This is a genomic window from Gordonia sp. NPDC003422 (assembly GCF_053588675.1).
Window position 1 is genome coordinate 142,502 of sequence record NZ_JBSFQL010000005.1, and the last position, 14,298, is coordinate 156,799.

A 14,298-nucleotide genomic window follows, 5' to 3' on the forward strand; every position below is an offset into this window, starting at 1 on the left:
ATGGATCTGCTGTTCGACGCGGCGGCCGAGAAGTTCCGCCACGAGGTACGCACCTGGCTGGCCGAACATGTTCCGGCTCAGCCCCTTCCATCGATGGACACCGCCGACGGATTCGAGGCGCACCGCGAATGGGAGCGGACCATGGCCGCCGACCGAATGTCGGTGGTGAGTTGGCCGGAAGAGTACGGCGGGCGCGACGTCCCGCTGCTGCACTGGGTCATCTTCGAGGAGGAGTACTACCGGTCCGGTGCGCCGGGCCGCGTCAGCCAGAACGGAATCTTCCTCTTGGCACCAACACTTTTCGAACACGCTCATCCCGACCAGCTGGCCCGGATCATGCCGCGGATGGCCCGTGCGGACGACATCTGGGGTCAGGCGTGGAGCGAGCCGGAGGCGGGCAGCGACCTCGCGTCGCTCCGGTCGACGGCCACCCGCACCGACGGCGGCTGGCTGCTCAACGGCCAGAAAACGTGGAGTTCGCGGTCGAGCTTCGCCGACTGGGCCTTCGGCCTGTTCCGCACCGACAGGGCCGCACAACGGCATAAAGGGTTGACCTACTTCATGTTCGACCTGCGGGCTCCCGGGGTGACGGTGCGCCCCATCGCGCAGCTCGACGGCGAGGCGGGTTTCGCGGAACTGTTCCTCGAAGACGTCTTCGTCCCCGACGACCCGGCCGACCCCGGCGCGTCGGGCGTGATCGGTACGGTCGACAACGGCTGGCGGGTGGCGATGAGCACGGCGGCCAACGAGCGTGGCCTGTCGCTACGCTCCCCCGGCCGGTTCCTGGCCACCACCGACCGACTCGTGAAGCTGTGGAAGGAAGCACGCGACGACGTCCCCACGACCGCGAATGTCGATGCCCACGTAGCCGACGCCTGGATCGGTTCGCGCGCTTACGAATTGTCCACCTATCAGACGGTGAGCCGCCTCGCCGCCGGTGGCCAGTTGGGCATGGAGTCGTCGATCAACAAGGTCTTCTGGTCCCAGTGGGACATCGCCGCGCACGAGACCGCGTTGGATCTGCAGGGTGCGACCGCCGAACTCGACGACCCCTGGATGGACGGCTACCTGTTCTCGCTATCCGGACCGATCTATGCCGGCACCAACGAGATTCAGCGCAATGTGATCGCGGAACGGCTGCTCGGACTGCCCCGCGGAGATCGGTGAGACGATGGAATTCCTGCTCTCGGACATACACGACGACCTCGCGTCGACCATCGACGCAATCCTCACCAAGGCCGACATGCCCGCGGCGGCCCGCGCCTGGGCGGCCGGTGATCGGGGCGCCGCGTCGGCGGTCTACGCTCAACTCGCCGACACCGGCATCTGTGGCCTCCTCATCGACGAGTCACACGGCGGATCGAGCGCCGGCGCGATCGAGATGGTCGTCGCCGTCGAACAACTCGGCAAACACTGCGTCCCCGGACCAATCGCGGAAAGTATTGCAGTACTTCCCGTTCTACTCCGGGATGCCGGTCACACCGAGCGTCTGACCGCCCTGGCGGCGGGCCGCGGCGCCACGTGCGCGATCGCACCCCTGGCACTGCTGGCCGCCGATGCCGATGCCGTGGACGATCGGTACGTGGTCACCGACGGCGTGCTGGCGATCGGACACATCGAGGAGACCCTACGGTCGGTCGACCCCACCCGGACCCTCTCTCGAGTGACCGCCGGTGAGGTTCTCGCCGAGAGCGTCGATGCCACCGATGCGGTCGACGCCGGCGTCCTGGCGACCGCGGCCCAACTCCTCGGCCTCGGACAGGCCATGCTCGCGATTGCCGCCGAGTATGCGCAGGCGCGCAAGCAATTCGGCCGGCCGATCGGATCGTTCCAGGCCGTCAAGCATCACCTTGCCGACGTCGCGATCGCGCTCGAGATGGCCCGTCCGCTGGTGCATGCGGCGGCTCTCGGCATCGACGGTCAGGTGCCCGAGGACACCGACGTACGACGCGACATCGCGGCTGCCAAGGTTGCCACGGCCGACGCGGCCCATCTCGCTGCACGCCGGTCGCTGCAGGTCCTCGGCGCGATCGGCTACACCGCGGAGCATGATCTGTCGTTGTACATCACCAAGACTCGCGCATTGCTGAGTTCGTGGGGCACACCGGCTGTCCATCGGAACGCGATCCTGGAGACGCTGCGATGACCATCGAGGCGGTTTCGGCCGAAGAGCGCGATGCCCTGGCCACCGCGGTCCGTGACCTGTGCAAGCGGCGTGGGGACTCGGCCTCGGTGCGTGCTGCGATGGGTTCGACACCTCGCTCCGACCGCGACCTGTGGCGCACCCTGTGCAGCGAGATCGGTGTGGCCGCGTTGCCCGTTCCGGAGGAATTCGGCGGAGCTGGAGCGACTTTCGTCGAGAGCGCCGCGGTACTGGAAGAACTGGGCGCCGCACTGAGTCCCGTTCCCGTGTTCGGGTCCGCCGTTCTCGCCACCGCGGCCATTCTGATCGCGGACGACGACGACACCTCCAAACGCCTGCTGCCCGACCTGGCCTCCGGCGAGCGGGTGGCCGCATTGTGCTGGGCAGGCGAAACAGGCTGGGACCGGCCCAGCGTGCGGGCGGATGCCGGTTTGCTGACCGGGACAGCCCACTTCGTGATCGACGGCGAAGTCGCCGACACGCTGGTGGTGCTTGCCTCCAGCGGGGAGGGCGTGACGCTCCACGAAGTGGACGCCACCTCCGACGGAGTCACGGTGACGCCGCTGCCCACCATGGACCCCACCAGGCCGTTGAGTTCGGTGCACTTCGACGAGGTTTCGGCGACGACCATCCCGGCACCCGCCGATCTCGCACACCGATTGCGGTCGCTTGCCTGGGCCCTCCTGTCGGCCGAACAGGTCGGCGGCGCGCAGGCGGCCCTGGATCTGACCGTCGAATACACCAAGTCCCGCAAGCAATTCGGACGCACCATCGGTTCCTTCCAGGCCCTCAAACACCGCATGGCCGACATGTACGTGCTGGTCGAGACCACACGGTCGATCTCCCGTGCCGCAGTGTCCGCTCTGGTGGCCGGCGATCCGGATGGCGATGAGCTTGCCCTCGCCGCACATGTCTACTGCTCCGAGGCCTTCCGTACCGTGACCGGGGACGCGATCCAATTGCACGGTGGCATCGGCATCACCTGGGAACACGACATCCAGCTGTATTTCAAACGCGCACACGGCAGTGCGCAGTTGTTCGGGGCGCCCCATCGCGCCGTGGGAGAAGCAGTGGCAGCGTTGCGCGGTTGATCCTGGCGAGTCACCACCCCCGCTGCTCGAGCGACTCCGAGCCGCCAGGCTAGGCGTCATGTCGAGACCACCGACAAAGTGCACATTGCACGTGGCTTCGCTGCCACGTACAGATTTCGACACAAAGGGCGGGCCCTGTTGACGTCGTGAAGTCCGTCACCGAAACCGCACATGTGGTCAGAAACCGCGGCCATGGCCGGAACCCGTATACGCGCATACGGTTTCTGACCGGACACGCGGTTTCTGCGTTCGCTTCACGCCGACGCGCACCGGGTGACCACCCATCCGTCGGCCACGACACTCCCGCGGCCTACCGCAACGGCCCTTGGAGGTGGACGAGGTAGTTGTGCCGTCTGGACCGAAAGAATCTAGGGGAAGAAGATTCGTCCCCTACCTTTGGTGTCTTCCCCGCGAAATTGCTGAGGGACGACTCCAGACCTCTAGGGGAAGAAACTCATCCCCAAGTTTCAGGGGACCGACGCCGGCACAAGCCCCCCAATTCCCCAGCCCGACAGGCAGTCACCGACTCTTCGGATCAGGGAGCGGCGGAGGGCCATTCACCGAACTCGACGGGTCAGCCCGCGAAAGCAGCCGCCACCGTCTGCTCGTCGAGTCCGTAGTCAGACAGCTGATATCGATGCTGCGGTTTGCGGTCCCCGGTCTTGCTCTCCTCATCGAGGGCCACGACAGCCTTGCGCGCGTCGTCGGTGAACGGCGCGTCGAGCGCCGCGTACACCCGCTCGACGGTCCCCATCGGATCGTTGCGCAGATCGGCGAAGTCGACGTCAAGAAACTGCGACGAGTCGTATCGCCCACGCGCCGCCGAGAACTCACGCAGTCCACGGGACCAGAGTTCGAGTTGAGCGCTGCCGATCGTGTCGCAGACAAAGGTGGTCGACCAGCCCGGCGTCGCGTGCTCGGCCAGGCTGCACATCGACGCGATGATCGTCTTCGGCTCGCGGTGCGTCTGGATCACCAGCGCATCGGGATACGCCGCCATCAGCGCGTCGAGCGCAAACAGGTGGCTGGGATTCTTGAGAACCCAACGCTTCTCGGGATCATTCAACCCGATCATCTGCAAGTTCCGCTTGTGGCGCAGGTACGCCGGAGTCCAGTCCTGCCCGGCGAGCCATTGTGAGTACGTCGGCAAGTACGCCAGCGACTCGTAGGAAATCGACATGACGCTCTGCCGCAGGAGTTGCCAGCACTCCTCGACCTCGCCGGCATCCATGTAGTGCAACCCCATGAAATCGGGATTCTCGACGTGATGCTGCGCCAGCCCGGCATCGATCTGCTGATACACCGGATTGTCGGCCCAGGTGTCGCGCGGCGGCCGAGGCTGCGGGAACTCGGCCAGCCACATCTCCAAGCCCTGATGACCGGGATCTGCAGTGAGTAGTCGATGCAGCGCGGTGGTACCGGTGCGTGGCAGGCCGGTCACGAAGATCGGGCGTCGGATCTCGACATCCGCGTAACCCGGATTCGCCTTCCACGCCGCTTCGCTCAGCAGACGCGCGATCAGCGCACCCTTGAGGAAGAACCGGAACATCTTGCTGCCCAGCTCCGTCAGGCCTGCCTCGGTGCGATACGAATCCAGCAGTACACCAAGCGGTTCCAGGTAGGCGTCGTCGCCGAAGTCGTCCAGGCCGGTGGCCCGGGTGGCCGACGCATGCAGATCCTCGACGGTACCGACCGACGTCCGCGGGCTTCCCGTGCTCGTCGGCGAACTAGTCATGGTACTCACCACAATTCACGTCGAGGGTGTGACCGGTGATCGCGCTGGCCATGGGTGACGCCAGGAAGACGACGGCCTCGGCGATCTCGTCGGGTTCGGGTAGACGCTTGAGATCGGATTTGGCGGCCGTCTGCTCGTACACCTGCTCGGGCGTGATGTCGTACTTCTTGGCCACCTCGCCGAAGTACCACTTCAGCTGGTCGTCCCAGATGTAGCCGGGCGCGACGGTATTGATCCGAATCCCCTTGCCGCCCAGTTCGGTCGCCAAGGTCTGCGACATCGCAAGCAATGCAGACTTCGCGAGTTTGTAGCTGCCATATCGGGGTTCGGAATGGCGGATCACCATCGAGTTGATGTTGACGATCGCGCCGTCGGCTTCGGCCAGCGTGTCGGTGAACGCCTTGATGACACGAAGAGTGCCCAGAACGGTCAGGTCCAGGCTTGCGGTGATCTGGTCGAAGTCGGTGCGCGCCAACGGCTTCATCGACGGAAGCGCGAACGCATTGTTGACCAGTACATCCGCCCGGCCGAACTCGTCGAGCACCGACCGCACAAGTCCGTCGACCGCGTCGTCGTCGGTGATGTCGGTCGGCACCACCAGCGATGTCCCACCGGCAGCGTCGACTTCTGCGGCGACCTCCTTCAGGCGTGACTCGGTGCGCGCGGCCAACACCACCGACGCCCCGGCAGCAGCCGCCCGCAGACAGATCGACCGACCCAACCCGGGACCGACCCCGGAAACGACGACAACCTTCCCGTCGAGCACGCCGGTCATCCGAGCATCCTTTCGGCAAAAGCGCGTTGCCGCGCAGCGATTCGATCCCGCCACCCGCTGTCATCGATCCGGTTCGAATCGAGGTAGGGCAGATGCGCCGCGACGTCGTCGAAGTCCACGACCTGTGCACTCGGTCCCTGCTCGGGAGTGATAGGTGCGGCCACGCGCTGCCAGCGGAACTGGAGAATTCCGGTCACCCGGCCGGTCGTCTCGATCCAGTTGGCGATGCCGGGGTCGCGGCGCGACACCACCATGCGGATCATGCCGTCCGGATCAACCTGCGCCTGAGACGAATTCAGGCTCGTCTGGTGATTGACGTAGTCGAGCGAGATGTACCACATCGACCCCAGTTGGAAACCCTGGTATGGCGCATCCGATTTCGGGACCGTGATCACCATGGCCTCGTCGTCGGCAAGCCGGAAATGGCCCACCGAGGAGAACTGGGTGGACAGCCCACCCGGCGTCAGGCGTGGCGGGGTGAAGGTGTTGACCGGTTCGTCGAGGTAGAACCACTTGGGAAAGTTGAACCAGGTGTTGATCCGCGAGGTCAGCATCTTTCCGGCCGTGGCATACCGGCGCACCACCCGCGCCAGGTCGGGTTCTTCCGGTGCGGTGCCCACGGTGTCGACGCGCTCGATGGAGATCGATCCCTTCCGGACCGCCCAATCGCTGTACACCTCGCGCACCGAGAGCATCGATGCTCCCTCGGGGAGAACGAAGTATCCGTCCGTTGCGGATTCCTTTGGGGGCCCGAAGGTGATCTCGAAGTTGCCGTCGGCGTCGATGGGGATGCGTCGGTCGTCGAACGCGTCGTCGCCGCCGGGCACCTCCGACGGCGTGTAGTCGCCGCGCAGCACCTGGAAGCTCAGATCTGCTGTGCCACCCCGATGTCCCCGCACGATGTAGGTGCCGGAATCTTCCACGTCGGCGTGGTAGTAGAGGGTGTCCGGGTTGTCGAGACCCATTTTGGTCGACGGACCCGTCGAGGTGATGAAGTTCGGGTGAGTCTTCTGACGAGAGCGAACCAACTGCAGTATTGCCGCGATGCTGCCGGCGAGGTAGTCGTATCCCTCCGCCAGATCTTGTTCGCTCTCCACGAATTCCGCTGAGGCGATGAGCTTTTCCGCCTCGGCGATCGCATCCGTCAGGGGCTTGGCCACCGCAGTCGGTGCCATGACCGTGGCGCTCATAGCCAGGTGTCTCCTCCGGTCCAGGTGAGAAAGTTCTCGAGTTCGGCCTGCGCGGGTGTGACCCGCGGGTGTTCGGTCGACAGGTAGCCGCCGCGGTAGAACAGCAGCGGCTTGTCCTGCAGGACGTCGCCAAGCGTGATCGCCCGCCCGATGACGATGAAGTGATCGCCGCCGTCGGTGACCTGCTCGATGTCGCATTCCACCCACGTCAGGGCATGCCGGATCACCGGCAACCCGGCCGGTGACGGGTCCCAGGTGATCGACGCGAACTTGTCGTCGCCGGGCGCACCGAACGTCGCGCTCACATCCTGCTGACGATTCGACAGGACGTTGACGCAGAACTTTCCGGTCTTCTCGATGACCTTCCAGGTGCGCGAGGTCTTCTGCGGGCAGAACAGCACGAGCGGCGGGTCGAGCGACAGCGCCGCGAACGATTGACACGCGAACCCGACCGGCCGGCCGACACCGTCGTCGCCGATCTCGAACGTGGTGATCACGGTGACGCCGGTACAGAACTGACCCATTGCCGTCCGGAACTGCCGAGAGTCGAACTCGGCCGAACCGTATGGGGTCTGTGTCATGTCAGCCTTTGAACCCGACGGTGAAGTCATGCCCCCACAAGCTGACCGCGGTGCTCTCCCGTGCGATCCATTCGTGATCGTCGACGGTTCTTCCTTCACAACCGAATTCGATGTCGAACCCACCCGGGGTCTTCATGTAGAAGGACAGCATCAGGTCATTGACGTGGCGGCCGAGGGTCGCCGACATCTTCACCTTCTTGCGCAGCGCGCGGTCGAGGCACAGCCCGACGTCGTCGGAGTTCTCCACCTCCACCATCAGATGCACGATGCCGGTCTCGTTGGGGATCGGCAGGAACGCGAGTGAGTGGTGGCGCGGGTTGCAGCCGAGGAACCGCAGCCACGGAACCTCCTCGCCCTCTTCACGTCCGACGACCTGCGGGGGCAGACGCATCGAATCGCGGAGCTTGAAGCCGAGGACGTCGCGGTAGAACTCGAGTGCGGCCTTGTCGTCGTCGCAGGTGAGCACAACATGCCCGAGCCCCTGCTCCTCGGTGACGAACCGGTGCCCGTACGGGCTGACGATGCGCCGATGCTCCAGTGCCGCACCGTGAAACGCCTCCAGCGTGTTGCCGGCCGGGTCGTTGAAGACAATCATCTCCACGACACGACGATCGGCCAGTTCCTCGTCCTTGCCCTCGCGGTACACAACGCCCGCGGCCGACAGCCGGTTGCGAACATCCTGTAGCGCTTGCGCATTCGCGCATTCCCAGCCTGAGCTACCGAGATGGTCGCGGTCGGACGGCACGATCACCAGACGTGCGGGAAAGTCGTCCATGCGCAGATACAGCGCACCTTCGGTGGACCCCTTGCCCTCGATCATGCCGAGAACCTTGAGTCCGTACTCCCGCCACGCGGCCATGTCGGTGGCCTCGATGCGCATGTATCCCAGCGATCTGATCGGACTGCTGTCACTCATGTGATGACTCCTTGGAACTGCTTTTTGTCGAGTGTTGCCAGGCCCTTCGAGGCTCGTCGCTTGCGCTCCTCGCACCTCAGGGAGCGGTAACGGTGCGACCTTGCGAGCCTCGAGAAGTCAGACCATGGTGTCGCCGATGGGAATCCCGAACTCGTTGTTGCCGAACGCCACGTACGCGCGCTCGGGATCGTTGGCGGCGTGCACCCGGCCGGCGTGTGCGTCGCGCCAGAACCGCTGGATCGGCGAGTCGAGGTTCAACGCTCCGGCACCGGAGTTCTCGAAGAGACTGTCGATGGACGCGATGGCCCGAGCGGTTGCGCGGACCTGGTCGCGCCGGGCGGCGGTGCGCATCTCCATCGGGGGTTCCTCACCCTTGCGGATCAGCTCGTACTCGGCGGCCAGATTGCCCGACAGCTGACGCCACGCGGCGTCGATGTCACTGGCGGCGCCGGCGATACGCACCTTGGCGAACGGGTCGTCCTTGGACTTCTCGCCCGCGTAGGCGGCGCGCACGCGCTTGCCCTGATGCTCGACGTGCGCCCGGTAGGCACCGTAGGCCATGCCCACGATGGGTGCCGAGATCACGCTGGGATGGATGGTGCCCCAAGGCATCCGGTAGACGGGTGCGGTGTTGCGCTCCAGGCCGGGGCTCTTGTATTCGGCCATGGTGCGCATGCTCAGCACGCGGTGCGTCGGGACGAATGCGTCCTTGACCTCCAGCGTGTTCGAGCCGGTTCCCTTGAGTCCCACCACGTTCCACACATCCTTGATGGTGTAGTCCGACCGGGGCAGCAAGAAGCTGACGAAGTCGACGGGCTTGCCGCGCTTGATCACCGGGCCGCCGACAAAGGTCCAGTCAGCGAGTTCGCAGCCCGACGAGAACGCCCAGTTGCCGTTGACCTTGTAGCCGCCGTCGACGACCTCACCCATACCCATGGGCGCATACGACGACGAGATCCGGACCGAGGTGTCCGAACCCCAGACGTCCTCCTGGGCCTGCTGGTCGAACAGGGCGAGATGCCAGTTGTGGATACCGATGATCCCGGCCACCCAGCCGGTGGAACCGCAGGCGGTCGCGATCCGACGGACCGCTTCGTAGAAGGTCACCGGGTCGACCTGGTAGCCGCCCCACTGCTCGGGCTGCATCAGCTTGAAGAAGCCGGCGCTTTCCAGACTCGACACCGTCTCGTCGGGGATGCGGCGCAGGTCTTCGGTCTGCTGCGCGCGCTGCTCGATCTCGGGCAACAGTGCGTTGATCTTCTCCAGGACCTGCTCCGCGGCTTCGCTGCGCATCGTCCACTCCTACTCCATAGTCGCCAACCTCGGTGGCCGGCCATCATCGTCGTCAGACTCGAGATTAGAACACGTTCTCATTTATGTCGAGTACTGGGACTTTATGCCCATTTCCAGGACAGACCTGGACCACTCGCCCCGATTGACGGATCATTATTGAAACGTGTTCTAGTATTGCATCATGCGGTCCGCGTTCGTCTGCGGATCCACGCAACGCGAGTCGAGTGACAGGAGAGACGAATGTCGGCGACACCCGAGACGGTCGGTTCCACGCGCAGCGGTGAAGAGCCGGGAGTGCGCGAGATCGACACCGGCGCCCCGCCCTCCCGGTTCGCACGCGGTTGGCATTGCCTCGGCCTGATCGACGAGTTCGACGACGGCAAGCCGCACTCGGTGCAGATCTTCGGCACCAAGCTGGTCGTGTGGGCAACCCGGGACGAGAACGGCGAGGTGAAGCTCAACGTCCTCGACGCCTTCTGCCGCCACATGGGTGCCGACCTCTCCCAGGGCAGCATCAAGGACGACGGTAACGTCGCCTGCCCCTTCCACGGCTGGCAATGGAAGGGCAACGGCCGCTGCGCCGGAGTTCCCTACGCGAAACGCAATCCCAAGCTGGCCAAGACCCGGTCGTGGCCGACGATGGTCCGCAACGGCCAGGTGTTCGTCTACAACGACCCCGAGGGCAACGCGCCACCCGAGGACTGCATCATCCCGGCGCTCGACGAGGTCGGGTCCGACGAGTGGACCGCCTGGACGTGGAACCGGATCGTCATCGAGGGCTCCAACTGCCGCGAGATCATCGACAACGTCGTCGACATGGCGCACTTCTACTACGTGCACTTCGCCCTGCCCGACTACTTCAAGAACGTCTTCGAGGGCGAAACCGCTGCGCAGTACATGAATTCGCACGGCCGCCCCGACGTCACGCTCGGCACCAACTACGGCGACAGCCGGCTCGAGTCGATCGCGGCGTACTACGGCCCGTCCTACATGCTGAACCCGATGATCCAGTACTACGGCGAGTTCGCGGTCGAGACCATCCTCACCAACTGCCACTACCCGATCGACGCCAACTCCTTCGTCCTGATGTACGGGGTGATGGCCAAGGTCCCCGACGGTCTCACCAACGAGCAGGCCGCCAAGATGGCCAAGAAGATCAGCGCCGGCGTCGAGGTCGGATTCCTGCAGGACGTCGAGATCTGGAAGCACAAGACCCGCATCGACAATCCGCTCCTCGTCGAAGAAGACGGCCCGGTCTACCAACTGCGACGCTGGTACGAGCAGTTCTACGTCGACAAGGCCGACGTCACCGACGAGATGACCCAGCGCTTCGAGTACGAGATCGACACCGAGAAGGCCTTGGAGAGCTGGGGTGTCGAGATCCAGGAGAACTTGCGCATGCAGGAGGCCGCGAAGAAGTCCGAGGACGCCGACGACTCCGTCCAAACGGCCGAGGTCTGAGGCGATGACCCGCGCCGCCGAACGTCCGACCGCCGACAGCCAGATCGGCTGGGCCAAGGCACCCGATTTCGGCGGCGATCCCGACCGTCTGGCCGCCGTGCATGCCGCGACCGCCCGCGACCGCGAGCATTACCTGCGGGGCGGAATGACCGAGATCGAGTGCCGATCGTGTCACGCGTGCGTCATGGTCAAGAAGACCAGTTCGTTCCACACGAGCGTGCAGTGGAACGCCGATGCGCGGGCCCGCTGCAATGAACTCGAACGCATCCGTGAGCAGGGCGGCAACACCGCCATGATGCCCACCTGCCCCCGGCTGTCGGCGAGCATCGACCACGGCGTCGCCGAGGGCATCATTCCCGCCGAGTCACCCGAGAGCGACCCCGACGGCTACTGGTGACCCGCAGGTGAAGGTCACGCATCGATAACATCTCAACCGCAACCTGAGACTTCCCCGAACCGAGGGGTCACCCTGGATCGCGTGTCGAGTCTCCGTTGCCGTGTCGCGGCGATCGGCGCTGCGCTCGTCATGGCCACCGGTGTCGCCCTGGCCGCGGGCGAACCCACCGCGTCGGCCGACACCGGGTCATCCGGCTCGTCGGGTTCGGTGGAGATCTACCTGCCGATATCGACCCCGGCCGGGTTGCAGGCGCTGTCGGCGGCGATGACGCAAATGGGTAAGCCGTACAAGTGGGGCGGCGTCGGACCGAACTCGTGGGACTGCTCCGGCCTGGTCCAATGGGCATTCGGTACCGCGGGAATCCGGCTGCCACGCGTCAGTCAGCAGCAGGCCCGGGTGGGTCACGCGATCCCGATGAGCGCCCTCGCGCCGGGCGACGCGATCGTGTTCTGGCGCGACGCCAGCCACATCGGCATCTACGCCGGGTTCGGCCAGGTCTTCAACGCGTACGGACCCAACGGTGTCCCGATCGGGTTCACCCCGCTCGACCGGATGCCGCCGATCAAGACGATTCGTCGGTTCGGGTAGCCCCCTCGACGCGACGGCCGATCCAGGTCGCCACTCCCCAGAACACCGCCACACCCAGCACCAGAACGCCGACGACCAGTGTGCCGATCAGTCCATAACCGGGTTGCATGGTCGGCAGATCCAGGTCGAGCGCTTCGGTGAGTCGTTCGGAGAACAGATGACCGGCCGGGTCGCTCAGCGCCACGACCGCGACTCCGAGCGCCACGGCACCACCGAGGCCGACGACCACGATCGCCGGCCACCGCAACGACGCCCGCCACCAACCGAGTGCCGCCGCAAGAGCAACCACCGCACCGGCGACGATGACGATCAGACCGGGTCGTCGGGTCTGACCGTCGAAGAAGTACTCCACGTCCTCAGCCGCCGCGCCGGGTACCGACACGCGACCCAATCCGGTGATCGACGGTCGGACGCCCTCGTCGGACACACCCCACTTGACCTGCGCGAGCGCGACGAGAAGCAAGCCCGCGACGCAGGCGATCGGCCACACAAGGCCGCGTAACCGGTCGATTCGGCCGGGAGAAGTCATTCCTCCAGCGTGCCATGCGGCCAAAACGGTTGGCGCCCCGCGAGTCCGACAAGTCGATCGAGAATGGGCGCATCCTCGGGCACCTCGACGATGGGTCCGAACATCCCGTCACGCTCGCTCTGCGGTTCCGGTGGATGGTGAAGATCGAACACGGCGGACGCGACGGGGTCGGGAATCGTGTAGTCGACGCCGATCGATCGCGCGACGTCCCAACCGTGGAGGACGAGCTCGCTGAGCGCGACCGTGCCGAGAACCTCTGCGGGCGCCTCGAAGCCTCCCGCCTGTGTCATACCCTCCCACGCGTCGGGCCGCTGCCAACTCAGGACGAGGTCACGCAGGTTGCCGGTGAGCGAGGCCCACCAGAAGTCCGGCAGGGTTTCGGCGCCCGGATTCGGGGGCGTGGATGTCAACGGTCCGAACTCCTTGCGCCCCGCCGCCGCGAACGCCGCACTGAGACCAATGACATGCGCGAGCAGCCCGGAAAGATCCGTACCGTCGCATGGCGTCGCACGGGTGAGTTGGTCATCGGTCACCTTGGCTGCCAAGTCGATCATCTGATTGGCCGCGATCTCGATGTAGTCGGCGTTCATACCTGGTCCTTTCGCCGGCGGAGTATCTGTCACAGCTGTGGACCACACTGGGACACCGAACTCATCGCAACTTTCGCTCGGGTTCCTCCACCTCCGACGATGAGTTTCGGCAAGGCTGGGGGTCTGCCGACTTGTACAACCCACATTCGTGAGAAAAGGACACACCATGGCCGAGTACTCCGCGCCCCTCGGCGCGCCGATCTGGTTCGACCTGATGAGCAGTGAGCCCGACAAGGCCGCCGAGTTCTACGGCGCCCTGTTCGGCTGGGAAGCAGAGGACGCCAACCCCGACTTCGGTGGCTACCGGAACTTCGTCAAGAACGGACACCGCGTCGCCGGAATGGGTCCGGTGATGGACCCGAACGGACCGTCGGACGTGTGGTCGGTGTACCTGCATACCGACGACCCGGATGCCACGGTCAAAGCCGTCGAGGCGGCCGGGGGCAGCATCATGGTGCCGCCGATGGACGTCGGCGACATGGGCACGATGATGGTGGCCGTCGACACGGCGGGCGCGGTCATCGGCTTCTGGAAGCCGAACACCCATCCCGGATTCGTCGAGTGGGGCGAGCACGGCACCCCGTACTGGTTCGAGTGTCAGAGCAAGGATTACGCGAAGTCGCTCGAGTTCTATCGCTCGGCGATCGGGGCACGGATCGAGGAGATCGGTACCGGCGGCGACCCCGACGCGATCGGACCGGATCATTACGGCCAGGTGTTCGTCGGAGAGAACTCGTATTCGGGAATCATGGACTCCGTCAAGCTCTTTCCGCCCGAGGTGCCGTCGTTCTGGCAGGTGTATGTCTGCGTCGACGACGTGGCGGCGACCGTGAAGCAGGCCGAGGGACTCGGTGCAGGCGTCCTCATGGCCGGCGAGGAGACGCCGTACGGAACGCTCGCGGCGCTCGCCGACCCGTTCGGTGCCGTGTTCTGCCTGGGACATCCACCGGCCGGGATGTGAGTACCTTGGTCGTGCGCAGCATGTAGGAAGGAGAGATGTCTGGGACAG

At 65.3% G+C, this 14,298-nt stretch carries 15 protein-coding genes; 7 read left to right on the forward strand and 8 right to left on the reverse strand.

Features of this window, described 5'->3' with window-relative positions:
- From ACWDTF_RS06550 to ACWDTF_RS06560, 3 genes are read left to right on the forward strand one after another with little or no spacing between them, the layout of a single operon-like run.
- Entirely contained in the window at positions 1-1,167 is a 1,167-nt protein-coding gene (locus ACWDTF_RS06550) for an acyl-CoA dehydrogenase family protein (RefSeq protein ID WP_240862119.1), read from the forward strand.
- 4 nt (positions 1,168-1,171) lie between these two features.
- Positions 1,172-2,146 carry an acyl-CoA dehydrogenase gene (locus ACWDTF_RS06555; RefSeq protein WP_240862115.1) on the forward strand — a complete coding sequence of 325 codons (975 nt, stop codon included), beginning with the start codon at positions 1,172-1,174 and terminating at the stop codon, positions 2,144-2,146.
- A complete protein-coding gene (locus ACWDTF_RS06560) occupies positions 2,143-3,234 on the forward strand; it encodes an acyl-CoA dehydrogenase family protein (RefSeq protein WP_240862117.1) in 1,092 nt (363 codons plus the stop codon). The genes ACWDTF_RS06555 and ACWDTF_RS06560 overlap by 4 nt, the downstream gene beginning before the upstream one ends.
- Before the next feature lie 574 nt (positions 3,235-3,808).
- Here the strand turns inward: ACWDTF_RS06560 and ACWDTF_RS06565 are convergent.
- From ACWDTF_RS06565 to hsaA, 6 genes are all read right to left on the reverse strand, one after another.
- On the reverse strand, positions 3,809-4,969 hold the full coding sequence (locus ACWDTF_RS06565; RefSeq protein ID WP_449754136.1) for a sulfotransferase family protein: 1,161 nt from the start codon (positions 4,967-4,969) through the stop codon (positions 3,809-3,811).
- Positions 4,962-5,744 carry an SDR family oxidoreductase gene (locus tag ACWDTF_RS06570; protein ID WP_240861957.1) on the reverse strand — a complete coding sequence of 261 codons (783 nt, stop codon included), beginning with the start codon at positions 5,742-5,744 and terminating at the stop codon, positions 4,962-4,964. Before ACWDTF_RS06570 ends, ACWDTF_RS06565 begins: the two co-directional genes overlap by 8 nt.
- Entirely contained in the window at positions 5,741-6,934 is a 1,194-nt protein-coding gene (locus tag ACWDTF_RS06575) for a hypothetical protein (RefSeq protein ID WP_355273402.1), read from the reverse strand. The genes ACWDTF_RS06570 and ACWDTF_RS06575 overlap by 4 nt, the downstream gene beginning before the upstream one ends.
- Complete coding sequence (hsaB, locus tag ACWDTF_RS06580) at positions 6,931-7,515, reverse strand: 3-hydroxy-9,10-secoandrosta-1,3,5(10)-triene-9,17-dione monooxygenase reductase subunit (RefSeq protein WP_355273400.1); 585 nt, start codon at positions 7,513-7,515, stop codon at positions 6,931-6,933. Before hsaB ends, ACWDTF_RS06575 begins: the two co-directional genes overlap by 4 nt.
- 1 nt (position 7,516) lies before the next feature.
- Positions 7,517-8,431: an iron-dependent extradiol dioxygenase HsaC gene (hsaC, locus tag ACWDTF_RS06585; RefSeq protein WP_240861951.1), complete on the reverse strand. Its 915-nt coding sequence runs from the start codon at positions 8,429-8,431 to the stop codon at positions 7,517-7,519.
- 117 nt (positions 8,432-8,548) lie between these two features.
- Positions 8,549-9,724 carry a 3-hydroxy-9,10-secoandrosta-1,3,5(10)-triene-9,17-dione monooxygenase oxygenase subunit gene (gene hsaA, locus ACWDTF_RS06590; RefSeq protein WP_355273397.1) on the reverse strand — a complete coding sequence of 392 codons (1,176 nt, stop codon included), beginning with the start codon at positions 9,722-9,724 and terminating at the stop codon, positions 8,549-8,551.
- 240 nt (positions 9,725-9,964) lie between these two features.
- On the opposite strand from hsaA, the gene ACWDTF_RS06595 reads away from it, so the two are divergent.
- The 3 genes from ACWDTF_RS06595 to ACWDTF_RS06605 all read left to right on the forward strand — a co-directional run bounded on the left by ACWDTF_RS06595 (position 9,965) and on the right by ACWDTF_RS06605 (position 12,170).
- On the forward strand, positions 9,965-11,185 hold the full coding sequence (locus ACWDTF_RS06595; RefSeq protein WP_449754137.1) for a Rieske 2Fe-2S domain-containing protein: 1,221 nt from the start codon (positions 9,965-9,967) through the stop codon (positions 11,183-11,185).
- Between the two features lie 4 nt (positions 11,186-11,189).
- A complete protein-coding gene (locus ACWDTF_RS06600) occupies positions 11,190-11,582 on the forward strand; it encodes a hypothetical protein (RefSeq protein WP_240861943.1) in 393 nt (130 codons plus the stop codon).
- A gap of 129 nt (positions 11,583-11,711) precedes the next feature.
- Positions 11,712-12,170: a C40 family peptidase gene (locus tag ACWDTF_RS06605; RefSeq protein WP_355273549.1), complete on the forward strand. Its 459-nt coding sequence runs from the start codon at positions 11,712-11,714 to the stop codon at positions 12,168-12,170.
- Here ACWDTF_RS06605 and ACWDTF_RS06610 read toward each other — a convergent pair.
- Both ACWDTF_RS06610 and ACWDTF_RS06615 read right to left on the reverse strand, forming a co-directional pair.
- On the reverse strand, positions 12,145-12,699 hold the full coding sequence (locus ACWDTF_RS06610; RefSeq protein ID WP_449754138.1) for a hypothetical protein: 555 nt from the start codon (positions 12,697-12,699) through the stop codon (positions 12,145-12,147). The genes ACWDTF_RS06605 and ACWDTF_RS06610 overlap by 26 nt on opposite strands.
- The gene (locus tag ACWDTF_RS06615; protein WP_355280067.1) at positions 12,696-13,289 is read right to left on the reverse strand and encodes a TIGR03086 family metal-binding protein; all 594 of its coding nucleotides are present in this window, start codon (positions 13,287-13,289) and stop codon (positions 12,696-12,698) included. The genes ACWDTF_RS06610 and ACWDTF_RS06615 overlap by 4 nt, the downstream gene beginning before the upstream one ends.
- 166 nt (positions 13,290-13,455) lie before the next feature.
- Between ACWDTF_RS06615 and ACWDTF_RS06620 the strand changes: the two genes are divergently transcribed.
- On the forward strand, positions 13,456-14,250 hold the full coding sequence (locus ACWDTF_RS06620; RefSeq protein ID WP_449754139.1) for a VOC family protein: 795 nt from the start codon (positions 13,456-13,458) through the stop codon (positions 14,248-14,250).
- Positions 14,251-14,298 lie beyond the last annotated feature (48 nt).

Excerpts from the sequence above, each read along its gene's own strand:
- ACWDTF_RS06550 (WP_240862119.1), top strand. The coding sequence starts at position 1 with ATGGATCTGCTGTTCGACGCGGCGGCCGAGAAGTTCCGCCACGAGGTA.
- ACWDTF_RS06555 (WP_240862115.1), top strand. The coding sequence starts at position 1,172 with ATGGAATTCCTGCTCTCGGACATACACGACGACCTCGCGTCGACCATC.
- ACWDTF_RS06560 (WP_240862117.1), top strand. The coding sequence starts at position 2,143 with ATGACCATCGAGGCGGTTTCGGCCGAAGAGCGCGATGCCCTGGCCACC.
- ACWDTF_RS06565 (WP_449754136.1), bottom strand. The coding sequence starts at position 4,969 with ATGACTAGTTCGCCGACGAGCACGGGAAGCCCGCGGACGTCGGTCGGT.
- ACWDTF_RS06570 (WP_240861957.1), bottom strand. The coding sequence starts at position 5,744 with ATGACCGGCGTGCTCGACGGGAAGGTTGTCGTCGTTTCCGGGGTCGGT.
- ACWDTF_RS06575 (WP_355273402.1), bottom strand. The coding sequence starts at position 6,934 with ATGAGCGCCACGGTCATGGCACCGACTGCGGTGGCCAAGCCCCTGACG.
- hsaB (WP_355273400.1), bottom strand. The coding sequence starts at position 7,515 with ATGACACAGACCCCATACGGTTCGGCCGAGTTCGACTCTCGGCAGTTC.
- hsaC (WP_240861951.1), bottom strand. The coding sequence starts at position 8,431 with ATGAGTGACAGCAGTCCGATCAGATCGCTGGGATACATGCGCATCGAG.
- hsaA (WP_355273397.1), bottom strand. The coding sequence starts at position 9,724 with ATGCGCAGCGAAGCCGCGGAGCAGGTCCTGGAGAAGATCAACGCACTG.
- ACWDTF_RS06595 (WP_449754137.1), top strand. The coding sequence starts at position 9,965 with ATGTCGGCGACACCCGAGACGGTCGGTTCCACGCGCAGCGGTGAAGAG.
- ACWDTF_RS06600 (WP_240861943.1), top strand. The coding sequence starts at position 11,190 with ATGACCCGCGCCGCCGAACGTCCGACCGCCGACAGCCAGATCGGCTGG.
- ACWDTF_RS06605 (WP_355273549.1), top strand. The coding sequence starts at position 11,712 with ATGGCCACCGGTGTCGCCCTGGCCGCGGGCGAACCCACCGCGTCGGCC.
- ACWDTF_RS06610 (WP_449754138.1), bottom strand. The coding sequence starts at position 12,699 with ATGACTTCTCCCGGCCGAATCGACCGGTTACGCGGCCTTGTGTGGCCG.
- ACWDTF_RS06615 (WP_355280067.1), bottom strand. The coding sequence starts at position 13,289 with ATGAACGCCGACTACATCGAGATCGCGGCCAATCAGATGATCGACTTG.
- ACWDTF_RS06620 (WP_449754139.1), top strand. The coding sequence starts at position 13,456 with ATGGCCGAGTACTCCGCGCCCCTCGGCGCGCCGATCTGGTTCGACCTG.